The organism is Thiohalocapsa sp. ML1, assembly GCF_001469165.1.
In the GTDB taxonomy this organism is placed as follows: Bacteria; Pseudomonadota; Gammaproteobacteria; order Chromatiales; family Chromatiaceae; genus Thiohalocapsa.
This window is the reverse complement of the sequence record NZ_JABX01000005.1, coordinates 79,357-101,651: the sequence shown is the minus strand read 5'-3', so window position 1 is coordinate 101,651 and position 22,295 is coordinate 79,357. Positions and strand designations below refer to the sequence as shown.

Genomic DNA, 22,295 nt, shown 5'->3' with positions numbered 1-22,295 from the left:
ACGCATTGTGCGTAAAGCACGCGCCGTGGCATCGCCAAACCGAATGTAAGCCGATGTTAGACAATCCCCAAAGCCCTTTGCCGACGGCCCCGGCACCTGGCCCCGATGCGCGGCCGAATAGGCGCCTGCTCGCGGGCTATGGCGCGACGGTGTTCCTGAGCTCCGCGCTGCTGCTGGTGCTGGAGATCGTCGCGGGGCGCCTGGTGGCACCTTACGTCGGCGTGTCGTTGTACACCTGGACATCCATCATCGGCGTGATCCTCGCGGGGCTCTCGCTCGGCAACTGGCTCGGCGGCGTCTGGGCCGACAACGGCGCGACCGGGCGGAGCGTCGGCTGGGTACTGGCGGCGGGCGGGCTCTACTGCCTCGCGAGCCTGGCGCTGCTCGGGCCGCTCGGCGCCGCGGTGCAACAGCAGGGGCTCACGCTGCTCGCGGCGAGCTTCACGTTGGCGGCGGTGCTGTTCTTGGTGCCGGCGGCGCTCATCGGCGTGGTCACGCCGCTCTTGACGACGCTCGCGCTCAAGCTCGACCCGCGCGCCGGGCACGTGGTGGGGCGCATGCACGCGCTGGCCGCCATCGGCAGCATAGCCGGCACCTTCGCCGCGGGTTGGTGGTTGGTGCAGAGCTTCGGCACCCGCGTCGTGGTGCTCGGGACGGGGCTCGCGCTGCTCGGCCTCGCCCTGCCCTTTCTGCGCCCGGCGACGCGGCCCGCGCGGGTGCTGCTGCTCGCGGCCGTGCTCGGCGCAGGGGCGCTCGCGGCGCTGTCGGGCGGGCTCAGAAGCACCTGCGACCGTGAGAGCGCGTACTTCTGCATCCGCGTCGTGGAGCAGCCCGCGGTCGCCGCGCCCGGCACCGCCCGCGGGCTGGTGCTGGATCATTTGCTGCACGGCATCAACCACCTCGCCGAGCCGGACCTGCTCATTGCGCCCTACGTGCATGGGCTGGACGAGCTGGCCTACACGCATTTTCAAGGCGCCTACGACGACGGGCTCCGCTGGTTCTTCGCCGGCGGCGGCGCCTACAGCCAGCCGCGGGCCGTCGCAGCATTAAGCCCGGGGTCCCGCATCACCGTCGCCGAGCTGGACCCGCTCGTGACGCTGACGGCGGCGGAATCGCTGGGCCTGGAGCCCGCCGGCCTGACCATCCTGCACCGCGACGCCCGCGTTGCCCTGGCAGCAACCGAGGGCCGGTTCGACGTCATCGTCGGCGACGTCTTCCACGATGTCGCGATCCCATTCCACCTCGTCACCGCCGAGTTTGCGGCATTGGTCCGCAGCCGGCTCGCAGCGGACGGCCTCTATCTGATGAACGTCGTGGATACCTTCCCGGACCCGCGGCTCATCAAGGCCATCGCGAAGACGCTTGCGACCCAGTTCCGCCACGTGGACATCTGGATGGACCGCGTCCCGGATGCCCCGCGCGTCACCTTCATCATCAGCGCAACGAACGGCCCGCGGCTGCCGGAAACCGTGCCGGCCCGCCGGGGCTTCCGCCGCGCCTGGAGCCGCATGACCGAAGACATCCTGGACTTCGGCACCCCGCCCACCGAGATCCCGCTCTTGACCGACGACTATGCCCCCGTGGAGCGGCTCATCGCCGGGCTGCTGCTCGGCAAGGACGGCTGAAAGGTGCTCATCAAACCGTGAAAAGGCAGAGCCACAGGCGCGGGGGCGCCGTGTTCGGCAACCCGCTCGTTGCGGCGAGTGAATCGAGGGCCGAGGAGGGCTCCGTTGCCCCTCGGCCCTTGGCCCTCCCGGAATGCTCCCCGCCCTTATCCGTCTGCGGCCCTGCCGCGCTGCGGGTCGCCCGTGAGCACCGGCGACAGCCACATCAACGCGGCTTCGTCGTCCGTGGCAGGGCGCTCGGCCGGCAGCACGATGGTGCCGCCGTCGATGCGCCAGCGCTGCGTCGTGCCGCCCGCCTCCACGCTCGGCTCGCCGAAACCATTGGCAAGCGATGCGGCCAGCAGCCGGTGGTAATGGCGGCGATAATCGAGCCGCACCGCCGTGAGCCGGCCGCCGCCATAGAAGAGCCGCGCCTGGCGCGCCGGCAGGCCGTTGAAGGACGCGATCTCGGCGGCGCAGACCTCCTCGCCCAGGGCGCTTGTGCGCGCCTGGCACGCGAAGTCCACCTTCGGGAACTGCTCCTTGATGGCGGCATGTGTCGTGGCACCGGTGAGCCGGTCCAGCGCAATGTTGAAGCTCGGCTTGCCGAGGATGTGCAAAATGACCAGGTCGCTGCGCCGACGGCCGTCCTCCGTGAACATCAGCCAGTAGAAGGGCCCGATGACCACCGCGAGCGCGAGCAGCAGTTTGTAGGTGGGGGGTAGCTTGAAACGCATAGTCCGCGCATTGTAGCCGCTCCGTAGTGCCCTGCGAGCGGCGAGCGGCGACAGCACGGTCGCACCCCGCAATTCGCCCTTCGCACACGGCCCCCCGTACTCCGTACTCCGTACTTCCCCCCGTACTTCCCACTCCGTACTCCAATGCCCGACTCCGCGCCCGCCCCGTCCACGCAAACCCAGCACACCCCAATGATGCAGCAGTACCTGCGCATCAAGGCGGAGCACCCGGACATGCTGCTGTTCTATCGCATGGGGGACTTCTACGAGCTGTTCTTCCACGACGCCGAGCGCGCCGCGGCGCTGCTCGACATCACGCTGACCAAGCGCGGCCAGTCGGCCGGGCAGCCGATCCCGATGGCGGGCGTGCCCTACCATGCGGTCGAGGGCTATCTGGCGAAGCTGGTCCGCGCCGGCGTGTCCGTGGCCATCTGCGAGCAGCAGGGCGACCCGGCCAAGAGCAAGGGGCCGGTGGAGCGCAAGGTGGTGCGCGTGGTCACGCCCGGCACGCTCACCGACGAGGCGCTGCTCGACGATCGCCGCGAGAGCCTGCTCTGCGCCGTCGCCGAGGGCGGCACGGCGGCGGCGCCGCGCTTCGGCATCGCGGCGTTGGAGCTCGCCGCCGGGCGCTTCGCGGTGCTGGAACTGGACGGGGTTGCGGCGCTGGCGGCGGAGCTGGAGCGCCTGCGGCCGGCCGAGCTGCTGCTCGCGGACGACAGCCGCCTGCCGGAGCGGCTCGGCACCGGCGGCCGGCTGCCGGCGAGCATCGCCCGCCGCCAGCCCTGGCTGTTCGATGCCGACAGCGCCGAGCGGCTGCTGTGCCGGCAGTTCGGCACCCGGGACCTGGCGGGCTTCGGCTGCACCGGGCTCGCGCTCGCCGTCGGCGCGGCGGGCTGCCTGCTGCAATACGTCCGCGACACCCAGCGCTGCGAGCTGCCGCATCTGCGCGGCTTGAGCACGGAGCGCCGCGACGACGCGCTGATCCTGGACGCGGCGACGCGGCGCAACCTGGAGCTGCTCGCCCCCCTGCGCGCGGACGGCGAGCCAGGCGACGCCCACACCCTCGCCAGCGTGATGGACGCCACCCGCACGGCCATGGGCGCGCGGCTCTTGCGGCGCTGGATCGGCCGCCCGCTGCGCAACGCCCGCGAGGTCGGCCGACGCCACGACAGCATCGAAGCGCTCCTGCCGGGGGGCGCGCTGGCGGGCTCCCGCGCCGCGCTGCGCGAGGAGCTGGCCGCCATTGCCGACCTGGAGCGCATCGTCGGGCGCATCGCCATCGCCACCGCAAGGCCACGGGACTTAGCGGCGCTGCGCGATGCCCTGGCACGGCTGCCGGCGCTGCACGCGTGCCTCGCGTCAAAGGATGACGTGCCCGCACCGGACCTGCTCGCCGCGCTGGACGCCGACCTGGGCGAGCACCCGGACACGCGCGACCTGCTGACCCGCGCGCTGGTGGAGACGCCGCCGGTGCTGATCCGCGACGGCGGCGTGCTCGCGGCGGGCTTCGATGCGGAGCTGGACGAGCTGCGCGACCTGGCCGAGCACGGGGACAAGTTCCTGCTGGAGCTGGAACGGCGCGAGCGCGAGCGCACCGGCATCGCGGCGCTCAAGGTCGGCTACAACCGCGTGCACGGCTACTACATTGAGCTCGGCCGCGCCCACGCGGACAAGGTGCCGACGGACTATCAGCGCCGGCAGACGCTCAAGGGCGCCGAGCGCTACATTACGCCGGAGCTCAAGCGCTTCGAGGATCAGGTGCTCTCCGCCCGCGAGCGGGCGCTGGCGCTGGAGAAGTCGCTCTACGACGCGCTGCTCGGGACGCTCGGGAAGTCCATCGACGGCTTGCAGCGGCTCGCCCGGGCGCTCGCGACGCTGGACGTGCTGGCGGGGCTCGCCGAGCGCGCGGCGATGCTGGACTGGCGCCGGCCGACGCTGACAGACGACATCGTCATCGACATCGCCGACGGCCGCCACCCGGTGGTGGAACGCGTGCTCGGCGGTGCCGAGCCCTTCATCCCGAACCCGGTGCGGCTCGACGACGGGCGGCGCATGCTGGTGATCACCGGGCCGAACATGGGCGGCAAGTCCACGTTCATGCGCCAGACCGCGCTGATCGTGCTGATGGCCTACGCCGGCAGCTTCGTGCCGGCGGCGGCGGCGCGCATCGGACCCGTGGATCGGATCTTCTCGCGCATCGGCGCGGCGGATGACCTGGCGGGCGGCCGGTCCACGTTCATGGTCGAAATGGAAGAGACCGCGAACATTCTGCACAACGCCACCGACCGCAGCCTGGTGCTGATGGACGAGGTCGGCCGCGGCACCAGCACCTTCGATGGGCTGTCTCTGGCCTGGGCCTGCGGCGTGGAGCTGGCCACCCGCGTGCGGGCGCTGACGCTGTTCGCGACCCACTACTTCGAGCTCACGGCGCTGCCGCAGGAGCATGCCGGCATCGCGAACTTGCACCTGGACGCCGTGGAGCACAACGATCGCATCGTGTTCATGCACAGCGTGCGCGAGGGGCCGGCAAACCAGAGCTACGGCCTGCAGGTGGCGGCGCTCGCCGGCGTGCCGGCGGGGGTCATCGCGCGGGCACGAGAACGCCTGCGCGCGCTGGAAGAAGAGGCCGCTGCCCAACCCGCCACCGCCGAGACCGGCGGCCCAAGGCAGCTCAGCCTGTTCGCGCCGCCGGCACCGCACCCGGCGCTGCATGCGCTGGAGGCGCTGAACCCGGACGCGCTGACGCCCCAGGATGCGCTGGCAGCGCTGTGTCGCCTCAAGCGGATGCTGTGAGCCGGCGGCCTGCGGCCTGCGGCCTCAGTCGCCGTCGCCGTCGCCGTCGCCGTCGCTGAGGAAGGACTCGTCCTCGTCGCCGGCGGCAGTGTCCGGCTTCCGGCAGCGCTCCACGCTGTTCACGCGCACCAGGGCCAGCGTGATGTTGTCGCTGCCGCCGTTGTCGAGGGCGAAGTGCACCAGCGCGTCGGCGACGACGCCGAGGCCGCCTTTGGCCGCGCGCAAGAGCATCTCCAGCTCCGAGTCCGAGACCATGCCGCTTAGCCCATCGGTACAAAAGAGATAAATGTCGCCCACGGCGAGGTCCTCGACCGCGGTGGTCGCGACCACATAGGGCGCGGAGCCGACCGCGCGGGTCAGCACGTTCTCGTTGATGCCGTACTCGCGAGCCTCCTCAAGCGACGGGAAGAAGCCCTGGTCAACAACTTCTTGGATGAAGGAATGGTCACTCGTGAGCTGCCTGAGCTTGCCATCGCGCAGGCGATAGAGCCGCGAGTCGCCGATATGGGCGCAGAGCAGCCAGTCGTCGCCGAAGTAGCCCATGACCACGGTGGTGCCCATGCCGGCGCAGCCCTCGCGGTGCCGTGCGAGGTCGACGATGGCGACATTGGCCTCGTTGACGGCGGCCTCGGCGAGCAGTTGGGCGCGCCGCGGCTCGTCGAGCGCCGGCGGCTGGCGCTGGAAGCGCTCGCTGATGATGCGCACGGCGGTGTCGCTGGCGACGTCGCCGGCGCTGGCACCACCGATGCCGTCGGCGACGACGACGACGCGCACCTCCGGCAGGCAGACCACGGCGTCTTCGTTGCGCCTGCGCACCCGGCCCCGATCGCTGCGCCACGCAAACTCCAGCGGCGGCCTTGTCATCACGGGCTTCTCCATTCCCTTCGGGGGTCCGGTGCGGCGTCAGTTGTTGGCGCGGCTCTGGTCGAGCAGTGTGGCGAGGCGCTTCGGCTCCACGTAACCGGGCACCATCTCGCCGTTGTCGAGGATGATGGCCGGCGTGCCGCGAATGCCCATCATCTCGCCGAGCTCCATGTGCTTGGTCACCGGGTTGGTGCAGCTCTTCTTCGGCAACTGGGCGCCGGCCTTGGCACGGGTCATGGCCTCCTGGCGGTCGTCCGCACACCAGACCGACACGGCCTTGTCGAAGGACGGCGTGTCGGCGCCGGTGCGCGGATAGAACAGGTAGCGCACGCTGATGCCCTCGTCGGCATAGCCATCCATCTGCTCGTGCAGCTTGCGGCAGTAGCCGCAGTCGATGTCGGTGAACACGGTGACGGTGTGCTGCGACGATGGCGCGTTGAAGACGATCATGTTGTCTTCGCCGATCTGATCGACGGCGCGCAGCCGCGCCCGCGACTGGGCGCTCTCGGCGATGTTCTCGCGGGTCTTGAGATCAACGATGGCGCCGTCGATGAGATAGCGGCCGTCGCCGGTGACGAACATCACCTGCGGACCGATCTCCACCTCGTAGAGGCCCTTCATCGGCGTCGCCTTGACGCTGGTGGGCTTGTAGTCGGGCAACACCTTGGCCAGGGCGGCGCGGATATTGGCGGCCTCGTCGGCACCGGCGGCGAAGGCCGCGAGCACCAGCGTGGCAAGGCCGACCTGGACGAAACGCTTGATCATGCTGAAACCTCGGTGATGGTATCGTCAACTGGTATGCGTCAACTGGTATGCGTCAACTGGTATGCGTCAACTGGTATGCGTCAACTGGTATGCGTCGGGACGCCAGCGCGCCGGCGGGTTAGTCCCGGAAATTGGTGAACGCGAGCGGCAGCTCCCAGTCTTCGGCGCGCAGCAGTGCAATGGCCTGCTGCAGGTCGTCGCGCTTTTTGCCGCTGACGCGCAGCTCTTCGCCCTGCACCTGGGCCTGCACCTTGATCTTGCTGGCCTTGAGTGCCTTGACCATGCGCCGGGCGGTGTCCGCGTCGATCCCCTGCTTAAGACCGATTTCCTGGCGCGCTTGATTCAACGTGCTGACCGGCTCACCGACGTCCAGTGCCGCGAGGTCCACCTTTCGCTTGACCAGCTTCTGGCGCAGGATGTCCTGCATCTGCTGCAGGTGGAACTCCTGCTCGCCGCGCATCAGGATCTTGCCATCGGTGAGCTCGAACTTGGCGTCGATGCCCTTGAAATCGAAGCGGGTGTCGATTTCACGGTTGGCCTGGTCCACGGCATTGCGGACCTCTTGCAGATCGCACTCGGCGGTAACATCGAAAGATGGCATAGGGCAGACCGCTCGGGGCAGGCAGGCGGGTCGATAAGCGGCCCCTTAACCTACCGGCAAAGACGGCGAAGATAGAGGAACGGCGGGGAAACTTCCAGCATCCGAACGCTCCGTGTCGACAATCGTAGCCGCCCCGTTGCCGCTCAGCCGCGCGGATGGTGGCGCGCGTGGAGCTGTTTCAGGCGCTCGCGCGCCACGTGGGTGTAGATCTGCGTCGTCGACAGGTCGCTGTGCCCGAGCAGCATCTGCACCACGCGCAGGTCCGCGCCGTGGTTCAGCAGATGGGTCGCGAAGGCATGACGCAGCGTGTGCGGCGACAGCGGCTTCAGGATGCCCGCCTCCACGGCATAGCGCTTGATCAGGAGCCAGAAGGCCTGCCGGGTCATGCAGTCGCTGCGCGACGTCGGAAACAGGTACTCGCTGCGGCGCACGCCCAGGATGACGGCGCGGGTGCCGCGCTGGTAGGCGTCGAGCCAGCCCGTCGCCTCCTCGCCTAGGGGCACCAGGCGCTCCTTGTCGCCCTTGCCGGTGATGCGCACGACGCCCTGGTTCAGGTTGACCGCCTGGGGGCGCAAGGTCACCAGCTCGCTGACCCGGAGCCCGCTGGCGTAGAGCACCTCCAGCATGGTGCGGTCGCGGTGGCCGCGCGGGTCCTCGGTATCCGGCGCCCCGAGCAGCAACTCCACCTCGCGCTCGCTCAGCGTCTTCGGCAGGGGCCGGCCGAGCCGCGGCGCCGCGACCCGCGCGGAGGGGTCCTCGCTGATCTGACCGACCCTGAGCAAGTGGCCGTAGAACTGCCGCAGGCAAGACAGGAGCCGGGCCGTGGACCTGGGCTTGCGGCCCTGCTGCGACAGCACGGCGAGGTAGTCGAGCACATCCAGGCGCTCGGTGGCGCAGGCCCCGCGCCCGCGCTCGGCGGCGAGCCAGCGCAGGAAGGCCGTCAGGTCCGAGCGATAGGCGGCCAGGGTGTTGGCGGAGAGCCCGCGCTCCAGCCACAGAGCGTCGGTGAAGCCCTCCACCAGATCCAGGTCCGGCGCCTCATCGCACCCGGCAGCGGCAGACCGCGCGCTCATGCCGCGGGCAGCGCCTGCTCGTGGCGGAGCAGCCAGGTCTTGATGGCCAGGAGCCGGCCGTCGGTATCGCCAGCGAAGCCGCCGAGTCCGCGCCGGCCCACCACGCGGTGGCAGGGCACCACCAGTGGGCACGGGTTGGCCCGACAGGCACCGCCCACGGCGCGGGGGGCGGAGCCGAGCGCGTCCGCCAGCTCGCCGTAGGTGCGGGTCCTGCCGGACGGGATCGCGGCGATGGCGCGCCACACGCGCTGCTGAAACGGCGTGCCGGCGAGCGCGACAGGGAGCCCGACGGCCTGATCGGCGTCGTCGAAGTAGGCCGCGAAGGCGGCCGCCACATGCGCCGGCGGTACCGGTGCATCAAGCCCGTCGGCGGCGAGCTCGACCCGGGTGAGCACGCCGTCGCTACCTGCTGCGCCGGGACGCCAGCAAAGCCCGATGCGACCAATGGGCGTCGGCAGGGCCCAGCGCAGCAGCCCAGGCGACGCGGCTGCGCGGATGCTCGCGGGGGAAGGCACGGACGGATCAAAAGGCATGATCGCTCCGGCAGTCAGGCTCCGGCATGCTCGTTATACTCGGCGCGAGTGTAACCCAAGCGAGCCCCGGGCTCGGGAGCCCGCCGCGATGCCTGAGCCGAAGCCCGGTCCCTTCTGGGAGACGACCCGGCTTGCCGACATGACCGCCGAGCAGTGGGAATCCCTCTGCGACGGCTGCGGCAAGTGCTGCCTCAACAAGTACGAGGACGAGGACACCGGCGCGATGCACTACACCAACGTCGCCTGCCGGCTGCTGGACGGCAACGCCTGCCGCTGCACGGACTACGCCAACCGCGCCGCCGAGGTCGCCGACTGCATCACGTTGACGCCGGCGCACCTGGAAGAACCCGCCTGGCTTCCGGAGACCTGCGCCTATCGCCGCCTCGCCGAGGGACGCCCGCTGCCGCGCTGGCATTACCTCGTCAGTGGCAACCCGGAAGCCGTGCACCGCGCCGGCGCCAGTGTCCGCGGGCGCGTCGTCTGCGAGACCCGGGTCGAGGACCCGCTCATGCATCTGGTTGATTGGGTGGTCTGAACAAGCCGCAGGCGCCCCAAACGCCTGCCCCCGGCAGCAACGTCCGCAACGCGGTCGGCGACGCCTGGACGGCCGGACCATCAGCGGCATCGAAATCGGAATCGGAATCGGAATCGGAATGCTTGCCTTAACCCCAACAGGCTCAAGCGACGTACACGTGCGATGTCGCTCACCGTCGATTTTCGATGTCGATACCGATTTCGATAGCGATTTCGATAGCGATAGCGATAGCGATTTCGATAGCGAGGGCCTAATGTCTGCGCGGCGCTGAACCGATTGGCGGGACCTGCTTCCGGCACTCTCTGAGCTGCCGCAGCGGGATGTCTGTGCTAGGCTTTTCGCCACAGCCTTCAGCTTTCGCATTGCCATGACCCACAGCGCAGCGACCGAGCCCGCGCCGGTCCGCACCCAGGCCTATCCCGCCCCCGACGACGCCATTGAGCCCCGTTCCGAGGACGGCCGCCGCGTGTCGGAGGCGGACTACTGGGCCGAGTACTACCACGCCGCGGACATCTGCTACGAATGGAACAATGGCCGGCTGGAGGAGAAGCCCGTGTCGAGCTGGGACACCATCGCGGTCTACAAATGGCTCATGGGCCTGTTGGAGCACTTTCTTAAGGTCCACCCCATCGCCGACTGGGTGGTGCTGGACATGGGCTTTCGCCTGGCGCTGGCTGAGAAGACCGTCATCCGCCGGCCGGACTTGGGTGTGGTGCGCCGGGACAATCCCGAGCCCTTGCGACCCGGCATGGCCTCCTATCCGGGCGTGTTTGACCTCTGCATCGAGGCCTTGTCCGACCGGCGCCAGCGGGACATTCGCCGCGACACCGTCACCAAGCACGGCGAATACGCCGGCGGCGGCGTGCCCGAGTATTACATCCTCTCCCACCGCGACGAGCACCAGGCCTTCTACAGCCTGGATGCCTCCGGCCGCTACGTGCCGCTGCCCATCACCGACGGCATCATCCGCTCGCGGGTGCTGCCCGGCTTCCAGTTCCGCCAAAGCGACCTCTGCGCGCAGCCGGACTGGGACAGCCTGCGCGCCGACCCGGTCTATGCCGGCTTCGTGCTGCCCGGCTGGACCGCGGCCGAGCAGCGCGCCGAGCTCGCGACCGTGCGCGCCGAGACCGAGGCCGCACGCGCCGAGCTCGCGACAGAGCGCGCCGAGCTCGCGACCGTGCGCGCGGAGACCGAGGCCGCCGCGCGCCGGCAAGCCGAAGCGGAGCTTGCCCGGCTGCGCGCGCAGATCGCCGACTCGAAACAATAAGCGCCGATCGGTGGCGTCGCCGCGCTGCCGGTGCTCCCGCGGGCTCCAGGGTCACGCTCGTTGCGGCCGTTTTCGGTGGTCGGTGATGCTCTGTCCGAGGTCGGGGCTTGAGCGGTCGGCGCCGTGCCGCGGATCGGCCGAGTCGCGTTCACGGGGAATGGCCGACTCTAGGCGGACGCGGCCTCATCCTTCGGGTACCGGGCCTTTTGGCAAGACGATGCGCGCTGAGTCCGCCAGCCCGGCGTGCGGGCGCTCCCGCTACTACTCGCAAGCCGAAGCCATGATTCGGCGCCTGTGCTAGGCTCTTTGGCACAGTTTCCAGCCTTTTTTCTGCCGTCATGACCCACAGCGCAGCGACCGAGCCCGCGCCGGTCCGCACCAAGGCCTATCCCGCCCCCGACGACGCCATTGAGCCCCGCTCCGAGGACGGCCGCCGCGTGTCGGAGGCGGACTATTGGGCGGAGTACTACCACGCCGCGGACATCTGCTACGAATGGAACAATGGCCGGCTGGAGGAGAAGCCCGTGTCGAGCTGGGACACCATCGCGGTCTACAAATGGCTCATGGGCCTGTTGGAGCACTTCCTGAGGGTGCATCCCATCGCCGACTGGGTGGTGCTGGACATGGGCTTTCGCCTGGCGCTGGCTGAGAAGACCGTCATCCGCCGGCCGGACTTGGGTGTGGTGCGCCGGGACAATCCCGAGCCCTTGCGCTCCGGCATGGCCTCCTATCCAGGCGTCTTCGACTTATGCATCGAGGCCTTGTCCGACCTGCGCCAGCGGGACATTCGCCGCGACACCGTCACCAAGCACGGCGAATACGCCGGCGGCGGCGTGCCCGAGTACTACATCCTCTCCCATCGCGACGAGCACCAGGCCTTCTACAGCCTGGATGCCTCCGGCCTCTACGTGCCGCTGCCGGCAACCGACGGCATCATCCGCTCGCGGGTGCTGCCCGGCTTCCAGTTCCGCCAACGCGACCTCTGCGCGCAGCCGGACTGGGACAGCCTGCGCGCCGACCCGGTCTATGCCGGCTTCGTGCTGCCCGGCTGGACCGCGGCCGAGCAGCGCGCCGAGCTCGCGACCGTGCGCGCGGAGACCGAGGCCGCCGCGCGCCGACAGGCCGAAGCGGAGCTTGCCCGGCTGCGCGCGCAGATCGCCGACTCGAAACAATAAGCGCCGATCGGTGGCGTCGCCGCGCTGCCGGTGCTCCCGCGGGCTCCAGGGTCACGCTCGTTGCGGCCATTTTCGGTGGTCGGTGATGCTCTGTCCGAGGTCGGGGCTTGAGCGGTCGGCGCCGTGCCGCGGATCGGCCGAGTCGCGTTCACGGGGAATGGCCGACTCTAGGCGGACGCGGCCTCATCCTTCGGGTACCGGGCCTTTTGGCAAGACGATGCGCGCTGAGTCCGCCAGCCCGGCGTGCGGGCGCTCCCGCTACTACTCGCAAGCCGAAGCCATGATTCGGCGCCTGTGCTAGGCTCTTTGGCACAGTTTCCAGCCTTTTTTCTGCCGTCATGACCCACAGCGCAGCGACCGAGCCCGCGCCGGTCCGCACCAAGGCCTATCCCGCCCCCGACGACGCCATTGAGCCCCGCTCCGAGGACGGCCGCCGCGTGTCGGAGGCGGACTATTGGGCGGAGTACTACCACGCCGCGGACATCTGCTACGAATGGAACAACGGCCGGCTGGAGGAGAAGCCCGTGTCGAGCTGGGACACCATCGCCGTCTACAAGTGGCTCATGGGTCTGCTGGAGCACTTTCTGCGGGTGCATCCCATCGCCGACTGGGTGGTGCTGGACATGGGCTTTCGCCTGGCGCTGGCTGAGAAGACCGTCATCCGCCGGCCGGACTTGGGTGTGGTGCGCCGGGACAATCCCGAGCCCTTGCGACCCGGCATGGCCTCCTATCCGGGCGTCTTCGACTTATGCATCGAGGCCTTGTCCGACCTGCGCCAGCGGGACATTCGCCGCGACACCGTCACCAAGCACGGCGAATACGCCGGCGGCGGCGTGCCCGAGTACTACATCCTCTCCCATCGCGACGAGCACCAGGCCTTCTACAGCCTGGATGCCTCCGGCCTCTACGTGCCGCTGCCCATCACCGACGGCATCGTCCGCTCGCGGGTGCTGCCCGGCTTCCAGTTCCGCCAACGCGACCTCTGCGCGCAGCCGGACTGGGACAGTCTGCGCGCCGACCCGGTCTATGCCGGCTTCGTCCTGCCCGGCTGGACCGCGGCCGAGCAGCGCGCCGAGCTCGCGACCGTGCGCGCCGAGACCGAGGCCGCACGCGCCGAGCTTGCGACAGAGCGCGCCGAGGTCGCGACTGAGCGCGCCGAGACCGAGGCCGCACGCGCCGAGCTCGCGACCGAGCGCGCCGAGACCGAGGCCGCCGCGCGCCAGCAGGCGGAAACGGAGCTTGCACGGTTGCGCGCGCAAATCGCCGCATCCAAACAGTAAGCGACGATCGCGAGCGTCGCCGCGCTGCCGGCACGCCCGCTGTGGCGCTTGCCCGACGCCTGCTGCGTGCGCGCTTTGGACGAGCGGGGCGCGGAGCGCCCGCAGACGCGTGACACCGCTGGAGCGGTGTCACGAGGGCCAACGCTGAGCACGCTTCACTTGCACTGGTGACACCGCTCCGCCGGTTTCACCCCTATCTTGGCGCTCCGCGCCGAGGCGCGAGCGGACGATCGGGCATCCTCGGCAGTTTGGTGGACATCAAGAGCCGCTGCGCGGCATCGCAAGGGAACCATGTCCTCGGGCGTCAGGACAAGAGATGCCGAGCACGCGGAGCGACAACGACAACCGCAACGACCATACTCTGACGGTCTGCCCCAGACGACCAGGGGCCAACCCTGCGGAGACCCGAACGACGATGACGCGACAACTCGTGCTCGCCTCCACCTCGCCGTTCCGCCGCGAGCTGCTCGCGCGGCTCGGCCTGCCCTTTGCCACCGCCGCACCCCAGCTCGATGAGTCCGCGCTGCCCGGTGAAGACGCCGAGCGGCTGGTGGTCCGCCTCGCCGAGGGCAAGGCCCGCGCGGTGGCGGCGGACTTTCCGGATGCGCTGATCATCGGCTCGGACCAGGTCGCCGGGCTCGGCGGTGCCATCCTCGGCAAGCCCGGCACCCGCGAGCGCGCCATCGACCAGCTCACCCGCGCCAGCGGGCGCACGGTCGTGTTCCGCACCGGACTCTGCCTGTTGAATGCCGCGAGCGGTCGGGCGCAGACCTGCTGCGAGACCTTCAAGGTCCACTTCCGCGAGCTGACAGCGGCACAGATTGACGCCTACGTGGACCGCGAGCAGCCGCTCGGCTGTGCCGGCAGCTTCAAGTCCGAGGGGCTCGGCATCGCGCTGTTCGAGCGGCTCGACGGCCCCGACCCCAACACCCTGATCGGCCTGCCGCTGATCCGGCTCGTGGACATGCTGGCCGCGGAGGGGGTGGATGTCTTGGCGGAAGGTGCTGGCGGCTAGGGGCTAGCGGCTAGGGGCTAGCGGCTAGGGGCTAGCGGCTAGGGGCTCGGCCGCTCGGGCGCGCAGCCTCGGCCCTCGGCCCTCGGCCCCTCCCCTCGCCGGTTTCAAGCTCCGGAGACGCAGATGACATCAGCCGACAATCAGCGACACCCCGCCGGATGGCTCTGGCCCGCGCTGCGAAGCAACCGCCCGCTCGGGCCGCTCAAGGCCGCGAGCTTCATCGAATGGCGCTACTACGCCATCCTGGCCCCGGCCTTCCACGGCATTGTCGGGCTCGCGCTGGTGAACCCGGAGCGGCGCTTCGGGCTGGTGGCGGAGGGCGGGCTCCTGCTCATCATCGCGGGCCTGCTGGACCGCCCGGAGCTGCCTGCAGACGCCGCAGCACCGGCACCCTCGCTGATGGCGCCAGGCCCCGCATCCCTGTGCTGGATGCACCTCTTTCCGACCCGCACCTGCAGCTTCGATACGCCCACGCCGGGCTCGGTGCGCGCCGGCGCTGACGGGTGCTGCTTCGCGCTGGAGCATGACGACGCCGCCTCCGTGCGCATTGAGATCGAGGCCGGCGCCGGGCTGCATCTCAGGCTCACGCACGAGGGGCTCGCGGGCGTAGCCCTGCCGCCCGCCAGGGGGCGGGATCTAACGGGACCCTTCGGCAGCAAGGCCTTCGGCGCGCACTGGACCGTGGACTGTCCGGCACCGGTTGCGCGCTCGGAAGGCTCCCTCACGCTGGGCGGCGGGCTGCTGGCCGACCTCGCCGCGGCGCCCGGCGGCCCGCCCGGCTATGCGACTGCGGCGCTCCGCCGGCAGGTGGGCGCCGGCACCAGCCAGTGGACCTGGGCCGGGGCGAGCGGCTACTACGAGCACAGCTTCGGCGTGCGGCCTCTGCCGCTGCATGGTTGGGATTTCCTGTTCGTGCCGGACGCCGCAAGCGGCAGCGCCGCCGTGCTGCAGACCTACCGCGGCAGCCGGGCGCTGCGCTACCTGGATGTCTGCTGGCGGCAGGACGGCAGAGCGCACCAGCATCGCTTTGCGGCGGATGACCTAACCCTCACCTGGCCGGAGCAGGTGCAGGACCCGGTGCTCGGCGTGCGCCGGCCGCGCGTGCGGCGCATCGCGGCGGCGGACGCCGACTATCGGCTGACCCTCACCAACCGGGTGCTGCACCGGCTGCCGCTGCTGCGACGGCAGAAGCTGGCGGTGCGGCACTTCTTCATCAGCGAGGAGATCGGCATCGCGGACTGGACGCTCACGGACGCGGCGGGCCGGGTGCTGGTGGCGGCGCGCGGCCTGCCCTGCGGCGGCGAGCTCGCGCACTTCCGGCTGCGCGCGCCGCGCGTCGCAGCAGGTCGGGCCGATGCCCTTTGACGTCATCGTCGTCGGTGCCGGCCCGGCCGGCAGCGCCACGGCCTGGCACCTCGCCCGGGCGGGCGTTGCGACATTGCTGGTGGACAAGTCCGCCTTCCCGCGGGACAAGGTGTGCGGCGATTGTCTGAGCCCGCGCGCACAACACTATCTCGGGCGCATGGGACTCGCCGATGCCGTCGCCGGCGCAGCACATGCTGCGACCCGCATCCGCTTTCGCGCCCCGGGCGGTGCCGAGGCGAGCACGGCCATCGCCGGCAACGCCACCCTGCCCGACCGCACCCTGGTGTTGCCGCGGCTCGTCTTCGACGAGCTGCTCTGGCGCCATGCCGTCACCGCCGGCGCCGCCTTCCGGGTCGGGCACGTGCGCGCGCTCTTGCCCGCCGGCGGTGTGGTGCTGGATGGCGAGCCGCTGCCGGCGCGGGTGGTCGTCATCGCCACGGGCGCCGCGCTGTCGCTGATCCGGAACACGCCGCTGGCGCCGGCCGGGCCGGTGCACAGCGTCGCCGCCCGCTGCTACCTGGAGGGGCTCCCGGCGCCCGGGCCGGATCTGCGCTTCTTCTTCGATCAACTGCCGCTGCCGGGCTACGCCTGGCTCTTTCCGACGGGTCCGGCGAGCGCCAATCTCGGCTATTGGTACAACGGCCCGGAGGGCGTCAGCGCCGCGGCGCTGCTGCCTCGGTTGCTCAAGGAGCACGCCGAGATTGCGGCGCTCACCGCGGGCGCCGGCCCGGTCGGGCGCGTCGCCGGCTATCCGATCCGCACCGACTTTCTCACCGCACCCATGCTTGCGGACGGGCTCCTCGCCGTCGGCGAGGCCGCAGGGCTGGTGAACCCGTTCACCGGTGAGGGCATCGACTATGCGCTGGAGTCGGCCGAGCTCGCAGCAGCGCAGATCGTCGCCGCGCTCCATGCCGAGCCCACGTCCGGTGCGCTGCCTGCAACCGCGCTGGCCGGGTATCCGCGGGCGCTCGACCGCCACTTTCGGGCGCTGTTCCTGCTGATGTCGGCCGCGCAGCGCTGGGCCTTCAATCCGTTCGTGCTCGACCGCCTGTTCGGTCGCGGCGCGGCCGGGCAGGACATGGTGGATCGGCTCATTGCGGTCTGCTTCGGCGCCGCACCGCCGCGGCGGGTGCTGGCACCGCTGGGGCTGCTGCGGCTGCTGTCGGCCCGCCCGCAGCGCCCGAACATCGCGCCGCGGCGTGCGTCCTGACCGCCGCGGGCCGCGCCGGGTCAGGACCTCAAGCTCAGCAGGGCCGAGCGTCGCGCGCCCCGGCCCGCTTGCCTCGGCCCTTGGCCCTTGGCCCTAGCGCCGCTCAGTGTTGCTCGTGACCCTGCATCATCGGCTGCACATGGCGAACAGGCGCCGTGACCTCGGCGCGCCCGCCGTCGTCGAACACCAGCGTCAGCGGCACTTCCATGCCCGGGGCGAGGGTCTCGGTCAGGCCGATCAGCATCACGTGCAGCCCGCCGGGCGCGAGGGCCACGGACTCGCCGGCCGGCAGCTCGATGCGCTCAATGCGGCGCATCTGCATCATGCCGTCGGCCATGCGGTGGGTATGGAGCTCCACCGTTGCAGCGGCCGGGCTCTCGGCTGCCACCACGGCGACGGGCGTTGGCCCGGTGTTCTCGATGACCATGAACACGGCGCTGTTCGGCTGTCCGGGAGGGACCGCACGCGCATAGGGGTCTTCGATGCGCACGGCGTCCGCGACCAGTGGATCGGCGAATGCCGAGAACCAGACCAGGGCGCCGAGCAGCGCCGCGGCGGCGGTTGCGGTGATGGGCAGGTACTTCATGAGGGACGGAGCTCCATTGGTAAGGATGCATTAAGTATGCGGTACACCCGTCAATCGGGTGAGCGCGGCAGCACGCGACGTTGGGCCATCGCAATCGAAATCGCTACCGAAATCGCGACATCGCACCGCCGCACTTCGACGGCGATCGAGCCTGATGTGGAGCCTGATGCGGAGCCTGATGGGGTTAGAGGCAGAGTTTCGATCCCGATCCCGAGGCAGCGACGGCTGCACCGGTCAACGCGCGCCGAGCGCGAATGCCCTCAGCGCAGCGTCGCAAGCCTGGTTGCGGTCTCCGGCGTCAGCCTAAGCTCGTGCAGCACGCCGCCGTCGACCCCGCGCAGCGTCGCGGTGAGGCTGCCGGAATCGGCGATGTCGAGCTCCCCGAAACCGAAAAAGCGCCGGGCGTCGGCGTAGGTGCGGAGCGCGTCCCGCGTTGGTGGCGCATGCATGAACAGCCGCGCGCTGCCGAGGCCGCGGTCGTAGTCGTCGATGACCCCGATGCCGGCGCTGAGCGGACCGGCCACCAGCTCATGCACGACGAAGCTCGGCAGCGTCGCCCGCGGCCGGTGGCTGAACGCCGCGGCGAAGTGCACGTCGGCGGTGATGAAGACGAGGTTGTTGCGGCCGAGGTCGGCGGCGACACGCAGGATCTCGTCACGCTCCTGCGCAAAGCCCGTGGGCTGGTCGAAACCTGCCCAGCCGTCGCGCCCACCCTCGGCAGGGGCGCCGGTCGGGATGGCGAGCGGAACGCTGGAGGCGATGATGATCCAGGTGGCATCGGATTGGCGCAGCCGCTCCTTGAGCCAGGTGAGCTGCTCGCGCCCGAGCATGGTCTTCGGGCGCTCCGGGGCGTCCACTGCGCTGTTCGCATCCCGATACTGCCGGGTGTCAAGCAGCAGCACCTCCAGGTGCTTGCCCCAGCGCACGCCACGGTAAAGGCGGCCGGGGCGGTCCGGGTGCTCGCCGATGGGGTTCTGCTCCAGCATGGCGGCGAGCCCGATGGGGAGCAGAGGCTCACCCGGCGTGTAGGGCGGGTCGGCGCGCGTGTCGTGCAGGGGTCCGACGTCGTTCACCACCTCGTGGTCGTCCCAGGTGGGCAGATACACCGTGCTCGCGAGCAACCGGCGCAGGCCGGCGTCGGCGCGGGCATAGCGCCAGTGCGCCCGAAAGCCGGCGAGGTCCGACGCCGGCCCGAAGTCGCCCGGCACTTGGGCATTGCCGTAGCGGCCCGTGGCCTCGCACAAACCGTCGGCGTAGGTCATGTCGCCGAGCGCCACAAACAGCTCGGGCTCCCGCGCCGCCATGGCGCCGAAGACCTCGAACCCCGCCGCGGCATCGCGGCAGACGTTCTGCCCGGCGAGGTCGGCCCCGAAGACGAGCCGCACGGCCAGCGGCGCGCTCGACGGCGGGGCGGTGCGGAAGCTGCCCTGCGTGATGGCCCCGGGCTGCTCGTCGGCGCCGATCAGCACCGCGCGCCAGCGCTGGCGACGGCCGGGGCTGAGACCGTTCAGCGTGAGCTTGGCCGTGTAGTCGCGGCTCGCGTCCAGCTCGCGTTGCAGCCGCTGCGGCGCGCTGGGGCCGTCGGACTCCACCTCGACGACGACGCGCCCGGGGCCCTCCCCCTGCACCCAGAACAGTGCCTGGTTCGGGCCGACGTCGCCGACGGCGAAGGCCGGCGCGCGCGCAACGGGCGTGGCGGGCTCCCCCGGCGGGCTCTGAATGGTCTCGCCGGGCAGCGATGCGGCCGATGCGGGCATGGCTTGCGGAGCGTCGCCGCTCGCCGGACAGGACAGCAGGAGCCATAGACAGACCGCGGAGACGACGGATCGGTACATCAGCTTGATCACTCGGTCGGGGTCGCGGGGTCGAGCACCGCGGCAGGATGCGGCCCGGTTGTCGGGCGTCCGGCCGCAGCCGCGGATGGGGCCGCCGGGCCTGAGGCGCCCGGCATGTGTCATCCTATGGTCTGCCCGCGGCGGGCCGTTTTAATGCTGCGCCAGTCTAGCGCAGCGGATGGCCGCATCGGAATCCTCACGACCTCGTCTCGCATCCCGAGCTCTCAGGCTTCGATCATGTCCCGACAGTTCAATCTCCACCTCGGCTGGACCCTGCTGCTCACCGCCGCCCTCGCGGGCTGCGGTCAACAGGACGATGCCGGCATCGATATGCCCCAGTTCGATGATCCCCTGCTCGCGGAAGGCCGCTCCGTGTGGATGGGCACCTGCCGCGCCTGCCATCTGCTTGGCGTCGCCGGCGCCCCGGCGGTGACGGACTACGCCAACTGGGAGCCCCGCATCGCCAAGGGCATGGCGGCGCTCTACCAGGGTCCGCTGCTCGGCATCATGGGTGAGAACGGCCAGTACAAGATGCCGGCGCGGGCCGGCAACGATCGGCTGTCCGACACGCAGATCAAGCGGGCGGCGGACTATATGGTCGCGGCAGTGAAGTATCTGCACCGGGAGCCCGCGGGCGGCTGAGCCCCCGCGCACGTTGGCAGCCGGCTGTCACTTGAGCTGGCGCGGGCGCACCAGCCCGATGAGGCTCGCGCTGCCCGACGCGAGCTGGGTCCAGTCGTCCGGCATCTCGAGTCGTGCGAGCGTCGCGGTGGGCAGGAGCTTGCCGTCCTCGGGCTCGTCGACGTCGCTGCCCGCAAGGTGGCGCAGCAGCTCCTCCAGTCCCGGGTTGTGCCCGACCAGGAGCACCACCTGTGCGTCCGCCGGCACGCGCGCGAGCACGGCGAGCAGCGTGCGCAGCTCGGCCTCGTAGATATCGCCGGCCCAGATGATGTCCTTCTTCGACACGTCCAGGCATTTGCATACCTTGAGCGCGGTGTCGCGCGCCCGCTGCGCCGGCGAGCTCAGCACCAGCTCCGGGATCACGCCTTCGCGATAGAGCCATTCGCCGACCCGCGGCGCGTCCTTCTTGCCACGCTTGGCGAGCGGGCGCTCGAAATCCGACCCGGCAGCGCTATCCCAGTCCGACTTGGCGTGCCGCAGAATCAATAGCTCACGGGGCATACGGGAAAACGGATCGGGCGTCTGCAAGGCGGCGACGAGTGGCCGGTGGGCAAGGGCATCTTTTAACACAACTGTCATGTTGCCGGAACTCCGCCGCTTTCGGGCCCAGGCGCCCGGATGCAGCAGCAACGAGCGTATCGCGCCGCCGAATCGGCGACGGGCGAACGGGTCACCCGAGCTCGGCGAGCAGGCGGTCGATCATCCGCTCGGCTTGGTTGGCGTAGCCGCCGCCGAATAGGTTCAGGTGGTTCAGGATGTGGTAGAGGTTGTAGAGCGTCTTGCGCACGCTATAACCAGCGTCCAGCGGCCAGGCGGCGTTGTAGGCGGCGTAGAAGCGGCTGCCGAAGCCGCCGAAGAGCTCGGTCATGGCGATATCCGCCTCGCGGTCGCCGTAGTAGCAGGCAGGGTCGAAGATCACGGGGTTGCCGGCGTCGTCGCCGCCCAGGTTGCCGCCCCACAGATCTCCATGCAGCAGCGACGGCACCGGTGCATGCCCGAGCAGCGCGCCGACGTCGGCCAAGAGCCGCGCGCCCCGCTGCTGCAGGCGCCCGCCGTAGCCGTTCTGCGCGGCAAGCGCCAACTGAAAGCCGAGCCTGCGCTCGCACCAGAACCCTAGCCAGTCCGCCTCCCAGCCGTTCGGCTGCGGCGTGGCGCCGATGGTGTTTTCACGGTGCCAGCCGAAGGCATCGGCACCGGCACGGTGCAGCGCCGCGAGCTGCTCGCCGGCGAGGGCCGCGGTCGCACCGCCGGCACCGCCGAGCGGCACGTACTCCATCGCGATGAAGGCCTGGCCCGCGGCCACACCGCAGCACAGCGGTCGCGGCACGCGGATGCTGTTGGTCGCGGCCATCGCCGTCAGCCCATCGCGCTCGGCCTCGAACATATCGAGCCTGGATGCGTCGTTGAGCTTGACGAACCAGCGCTGCTCGCCGTCCGCGAGCACGACGGCGCTGTTGATACAGCCGCCGCCGACGTGGCGCGGCGCGCGCGGCGCGAAGGGGCGGCCGCTCGCGGCGGCGATGGCGGCGGCGATGGCGGACCAGTCGGTCACGATGCGGCCTCGCTTGGGCTGCCGGTGGCCGGGCAATGCCGGCGCCGGCGCGATTCAGGGCTTCGGCAGCCGCCGCAGCAGGGGCGACGTGCGCGGGAAGTGCGCGCGCAGAAACTGCATCTGATCCGCAAGCACGTTGCGTCCCATCAGATAGATGTACTCCGCATGCGTCGGCGCAAAGGGCACCGCCAGGAGCTCCATGCCGGCCGCCTCCGGCGTGCGGCCGGCCTTGTAGTTGTTGCAGCGCACGCAGGCGGTGACGACGTTGGTCCAGACGTCCCGGCCGCCGCGGCTGATGGGCTGCACGTGGTCGCGGGACAGGTGCCGCGGCGAAAAGCGCCCGCCGCAGTAGAGGCAGAGATGGTCGTCGCGCTGGAACAGCGTGCGGTTTGACAACGGCGGCACGTAGTCGTCGCGCAGCTTGCTCAGCGCGTGGTGCGTGCCGTGGGTCGCGATGATGCTGTGGATCAGCAGGCTGCTCTGCTCGCGCGTGCGGGCATTGATGCCGCCACGCAGCAGGATCAGCGGATTGCCGCAGCTATAGGCCACCTGGTCGAGGAAGTACAACCGGGCGGCGGCCTTGTAGTCGACCCACTCCAGCGGCATGCCCGCCAGATCGGTACGCAAAACCTGTTGGCTCAGTGACACCATGACTGGACCCCGGTCGCGAGTTGGCGGCCATAATACATCCCCGCCCGCGCGTTGCAACGTCCTGTGCAAAATAGTTGCCAGATTCAAGGAAAACCAGGATGCCGAAGGAAGTCCCAGCGCTATGCCGGCGGCGATGTCGGGCGGTTTTGCACAGTCAGCAGCATCGGCATGCC

21 protein-coding genes are annotated in these 22,295 nt (G+C 70.3%); 10 read left to right on the top strand and 11 right to left on the bottom strand.

All coding sequences use genetic code 11. The annotated features are described in order from the left end of the window. The first annotated feature begins 53 nt into the window (after nt 1-53). The gene (locus ML01_RS04675; RefSeq protein ID WP_156427555.1) at nt 54-1,625 is read left to right on the top strand and encodes a fused MFS/spermidine synthase; all 1,572 of its coding nucleotides are present in this window, start codon (nt 54-56) and stop codon (nt 1,623-1,625) included. Nucleotides 1,626-1,771: 146 nt separating this feature from the next. Here the strand turns inward: ML01_RS04675 and ML01_RS04670 are convergent, their stop codons facing one another. Further along, entirely contained in the window at nt 1,772-2,341 is a 570-nt protein-coding gene (locus ML01_RS04670; protein ID WP_058554238.1) for a hypothetical protein, read from the bottom strand. A gap of 192 nt (nt 2,342-2,533) precedes the next feature. On the opposite strand from ML01_RS04670, the gene mutS reads away from it, so the two are divergent. After that, complete coding sequence (gene mutS / locus ML01_RS04665) at nt 2,534-5,134, top strand: DNA mismatch repair protein MutS (RefSeq protein WP_058554237.1); 2,601 nt, start codon at nt 2,534-2,536, stop codon at nt 5,132-5,134. A gap of 24 nt (nt 5,135-5,158) precedes the next feature. Here mutS and ML01_RS04660 read toward each other — a convergent pair whose 3' ends face one another. From ML01_RS04660 to ML01_RS04640, 5 genes are all read right to left on the bottom strand, one after another. After that, the gene (locus ML01_RS04660; protein ID WP_082673954.1) at nt 5,159-5,998 is read right to left on the bottom strand and encodes a PP2C family serine/threonine-protein phosphatase; all 840 of its coding nucleotides are present in this window, start codon (nt 5,996-5,998) and stop codon (nt 5,159-5,161) included. Nucleotides 5,999-6,037: 39 nt separating this feature from the next. Further along, on the bottom strand, nt 6,038-6,763 hold the full coding sequence (locus ML01_RS04655; protein WP_058554236.1) for a DsbC family protein: 726 nt from the start codon (nt 6,761-6,763) through the stop codon (nt 6,038-6,040). A 118-nt stretch (nt 6,764-6,881) separates the two neighbouring features. Continuing rightward, the gene (locus ML01_RS04650) at nt 6,882-7,364 is read right to left on the bottom strand and encodes a YajQ family cyclic di-GMP-binding protein (protein ID WP_058554235.1); all 483 of its coding nucleotides are present in this window, start codon (nt 7,362-7,364) and stop codon (nt 6,882-6,884) included. A 143-nt stretch (nt 7,365-7,507) separates the two neighbouring features. Continuing rightward, the gene (gene xerD, locus ML01_RS04645) at nt 7,508-8,437 is read right to left on the bottom strand and encodes a site-specific tyrosine recombinase XerD (RefSeq protein WP_058554234.1); all 930 of its coding nucleotides are present in this window, start codon (nt 8,435-8,437) and stop codon (nt 7,508-7,510) included. Then, nucleotides 8,434-8,970, bottom strand: coding sequence for a methylated-DNA--[protein]-cysteine S-methyltransferase (locus ML01_RS04640; protein ID WP_082673953.1), 537 nt, complete (start codon nt 8,968-8,970; stop codon nt 8,434-8,436). The genes xerD and ML01_RS04640 overlap by 4 nt, the downstream gene beginning before the upstream one ends. A gap of 88 nt (nt 8,971-9,058) precedes the next feature. Here ML01_RS04640 and ML01_RS04635 point away from each other — a divergent pair, with 88 nt between their 5' ends. The 7 genes from ML01_RS04635 to ML01_RS04605 all read left to right on the top strand — a co-directional run bounded on the left by ML01_RS04635 (nt 9,059) and on the right by ML01_RS04605 (nt 16,817). After that, complete coding sequence (locus ML01_RS04635; protein WP_058554233.1) at nt 9,059-9,505, top strand: YcgN family cysteine cluster protein; 447 nt, start codon at nt 9,059-9,061, stop codon at nt 9,503-9,505. Between the two features lie 367 nt (nt 9,506-9,872). Then, entirely contained in the window at nt 9,873-10,772 is a 900-nt protein-coding gene (locus ML01_RS04630; protein WP_058554232.1) for a Uma2 family endonuclease, read from the top strand. Nucleotides 10,773-11,110: 338 nt separating this feature from the next. Next, on the top strand, nt 11,111-11,947 hold the full coding sequence (locus ML01_RS04625) for a Uma2 family endonuclease (RefSeq protein ID WP_058554231.1): 837 nt from the start codon (nt 11,111-11,113) through the stop codon (nt 11,945-11,947). A gap of 338 nt (nt 11,948-12,285) precedes the next feature. Then, nucleotides 12,286-13,227: a Uma2 family endonuclease gene (locus ML01_RS04620; RefSeq protein ID WP_058554230.1), complete on the top strand. Its 942-nt coding sequence runs from the start codon at nt 12,286-12,288 to the stop codon at nt 13,225-13,227. A 415-nt stretch (nt 13,228-13,642) separates the two neighbouring features. Continuing rightward, nucleotides 13,643-14,242, top strand: coding sequence for a nucleoside triphosphate pyrophosphatase (locus ML01_RS04615; protein ID WP_058554229.1), 600 nt, complete (start codon nt 13,643-13,645; stop codon nt 14,240-14,242). A gap of 123 nt (nt 14,243-14,365) precedes the next feature. After that, the gene (locus tag ML01_RS04610; protein ID WP_058554228.1) at nt 14,366-15,607 is read left to right on the top strand and encodes a hypothetical protein; all 1,242 of its coding nucleotides are present in this window, start codon (nt 14,366-14,368) and stop codon (nt 15,605-15,607) included. Next, on the top strand, nt 15,597-16,817 hold the full coding sequence (locus ML01_RS04605) for a geranylgeranyl reductase family protein (protein WP_058554227.1): 1,221 nt from the start codon (nt 15,597-15,599) through the stop codon (nt 16,815-16,817). Before ML01_RS04610 ends, ML01_RS04605 begins: the two co-directional genes overlap by 11 nt. 103 nt (nt 16,818-16,920) lie before the next feature. Here the strand turns inward: ML01_RS04605 and ML01_RS04600 are convergent, their stop codons facing one another. Both ML01_RS04600 and ML01_RS04595 read right to left on the bottom strand, forming a co-directional pair. Then, the gene (locus ML01_RS04600; protein WP_058554226.1) at nt 16,921-17,403 is read right to left on the bottom strand and encodes a copper chaperone PCu(A)C; all 483 of its coding nucleotides are present in this window, start codon (nt 17,401-17,403) and stop codon (nt 16,921-16,923) included. Nucleotides 17,404-17,663: 260 nt separating this feature from the next. Continuing rightward, the gene (locus tag ML01_RS04595) at nt 17,664-19,160 is read right to left on the bottom strand and encodes an alkaline phosphatase (protein WP_162267964.1); all 1,497 of its coding nucleotides are present in this window, start codon (nt 19,158-19,160) and stop codon (nt 17,664-17,666) included. A gap of 315 nt (nt 19,161-19,475) precedes the next feature. Here ML01_RS04595 and ML01_RS04590 point away from each other — a divergent pair, with 315 nt between their 5' ends. Then, a complete protein-coding gene (locus ML01_RS04590; protein ID WP_058554224.1) occupies nt 19,476-19,880 on the top strand; it encodes a cytochrome c5 family protein in 405 nt (134 codons plus the stop codon). 27 nt (nt 19,881-19,907) lie between these two features. Here ML01_RS04590 and ML01_RS04585 read toward each other — a convergent pair whose 3' ends face one another. The 3 genes from ML01_RS04585 to ML01_RS04575 form a co-directional block, all read right to left on the bottom strand. Next, a complete protein-coding gene (locus ML01_RS04585; protein ID WP_058554223.1) occupies nt 19,908-20,420 on the bottom strand; it encodes a histidine phosphatase family protein in 513 nt (170 codons plus the stop codon). Between the two features lie 169 nt (nt 20,421-20,589). Beyond that, nucleotides 20,590-21,471 (bottom strand): fructosamine kinase family protein, encoded by an 882-nt coding sequence (locus tag ML01_RS04580; protein ID WP_058554320.1) that lies wholly within the window; start codon nt 21,469-21,471, stop codon nt 20,590-20,592. 54 nt (nt 21,472-21,525) lie between these two features. Beyond that, the gene (locus ML01_RS04575) at nt 21,526-22,122 is read right to left on the bottom strand and encodes an HNH endonuclease (RefSeq protein ID WP_058554222.1); all 597 of its coding nucleotides are present in this window, start codon (nt 22,120-22,122) and stop codon (nt 21,526-21,528) included. Between the last annotated feature and the right edge of the window lie 173 nt (nt 22,123-22,295).

Excerpts from the sequence above, each read along its gene's own strand:
- ML01_RS04675 (WP_156427555.1), top strand. The coding sequence starts at position 54 with ATGTTAGACAATCCCCAAAGCCCTTTGCCGACGGCCCCGGCACCTGGC.
- ML01_RS04670 (WP_058554238.1), bottom strand. The coding sequence starts at position 2,341 with ATGCGTTTCAAGCTACCCCCCACCTACAAACTGCTGCTCGCGCTCGCG.
- mutS (WP_058554237.1), top strand. The coding sequence starts at position 2,534 with ATGATGCAGCAGTACCTGCGCATCAAGGCGGAGCACCCGGACATGCTG.
- ML01_RS04660 (WP_082673954.1), bottom strand. The coding sequence starts at position 5,998 with ATGACAAGGCCGCCGCTGGAGTTTGCGTGGCGCAGCGATCGGGGCCGG.
- ML01_RS04655 (WP_058554236.1), bottom strand. The coding sequence starts at position 6,763 with ATGATCAAGCGTTTCGTCCAGGTCGGCCTTGCCACGCTGGTGCTCGCG.
- ML01_RS04650 (WP_058554235.1), bottom strand. The coding sequence starts at position 7,364 with ATGCCATCTTTCGATGTTACCGCCGAGTGCGATCTGCAAGAGGTCCGC.
- xerD (WP_058554234.1), bottom strand. The coding sequence starts at position 8,437 with ATGAGCGCGCGGTCTGCCGCTGCCGGGTGCGATGAGGCGCCGGACCTG.
- ML01_RS04640 (WP_082673953.1), bottom strand. The coding sequence starts at position 8,970 with ATGCCTTTTGATCCGTCCGTGCCTTCCCCCGCGAGCATCCGCGCAGCC.
- ML01_RS04635 (WP_058554233.1), top strand. The coding sequence starts at position 9,059 with ATGCCTGAGCCGAAGCCCGGTCCCTTCTGGGAGACGACCCGGCTTGCC.
- ML01_RS04630 (WP_058554232.1), top strand. The coding sequence starts at position 9,873 with ATGACCCACAGCGCAGCGACCGAGCCCGCGCCGGTCCGCACCCAGGCC.
- ML01_RS04625 (WP_058554231.1), top strand. The coding sequence starts at position 11,111 with ATGACCCACAGCGCAGCGACCGAGCCCGCGCCGGTCCGCACCAAGGCC.
- ML01_RS04620 (WP_058554230.1), top strand. The coding sequence starts at position 12,286 with ATGACCCACAGCGCAGCGACCGAGCCCGCGCCGGTCCGCACCAAGGCC.
- ML01_RS04615 (WP_058554229.1), top strand. The coding sequence starts at position 13,643 with ATGACGCGACAACTCGTGCTCGCCTCCACCTCGCCGTTCCGCCGCGAG.
- ML01_RS04610 (WP_058554228.1), top strand. The coding sequence starts at position 14,366 with ATGACATCAGCCGACAATCAGCGACACCCCGCCGGATGGCTCTGGCCC.
- ML01_RS04605 (WP_058554227.1), top strand. The coding sequence starts at position 15,597 with ATGCCCTTTGACGTCATCGTCGTCGGTGCCGGCCCGGCCGGCAGCGCC.
- ML01_RS04600 (WP_058554226.1), bottom strand. The coding sequence starts at position 17,403 with ATGAAGTACCTGCCCATCACCGCAACCGCCGCCGCGGCGCTGCTCGGC.
- ML01_RS04595 (WP_162267964.1), bottom strand. The coding sequence starts at position 19,160 with ATGCCCGCATCGGCCGCATCGCTGCCCGGCGAGACCATTCAGAGCCCG.
- ML01_RS04590 (WP_058554224.1), top strand. The coding sequence starts at position 19,476 with ATGTCCCGACAGTTCAATCTCCACCTCGGCTGGACCCTGCTGCTCACC.
- ML01_RS04585 (WP_058554223.1), bottom strand. The coding sequence starts at position 20,420 with ATGCCCCGTGAGCTATTGATTCTGCGGCACGCCAAGTCGGACTGGGAT.
- ML01_RS04575 (WP_058554222.1), bottom strand. The coding sequence starts at position 22,122 with ATGGTGTCACTGAGCCAACAGGTTTTGCGTACCGATCTGGCGGGCATG.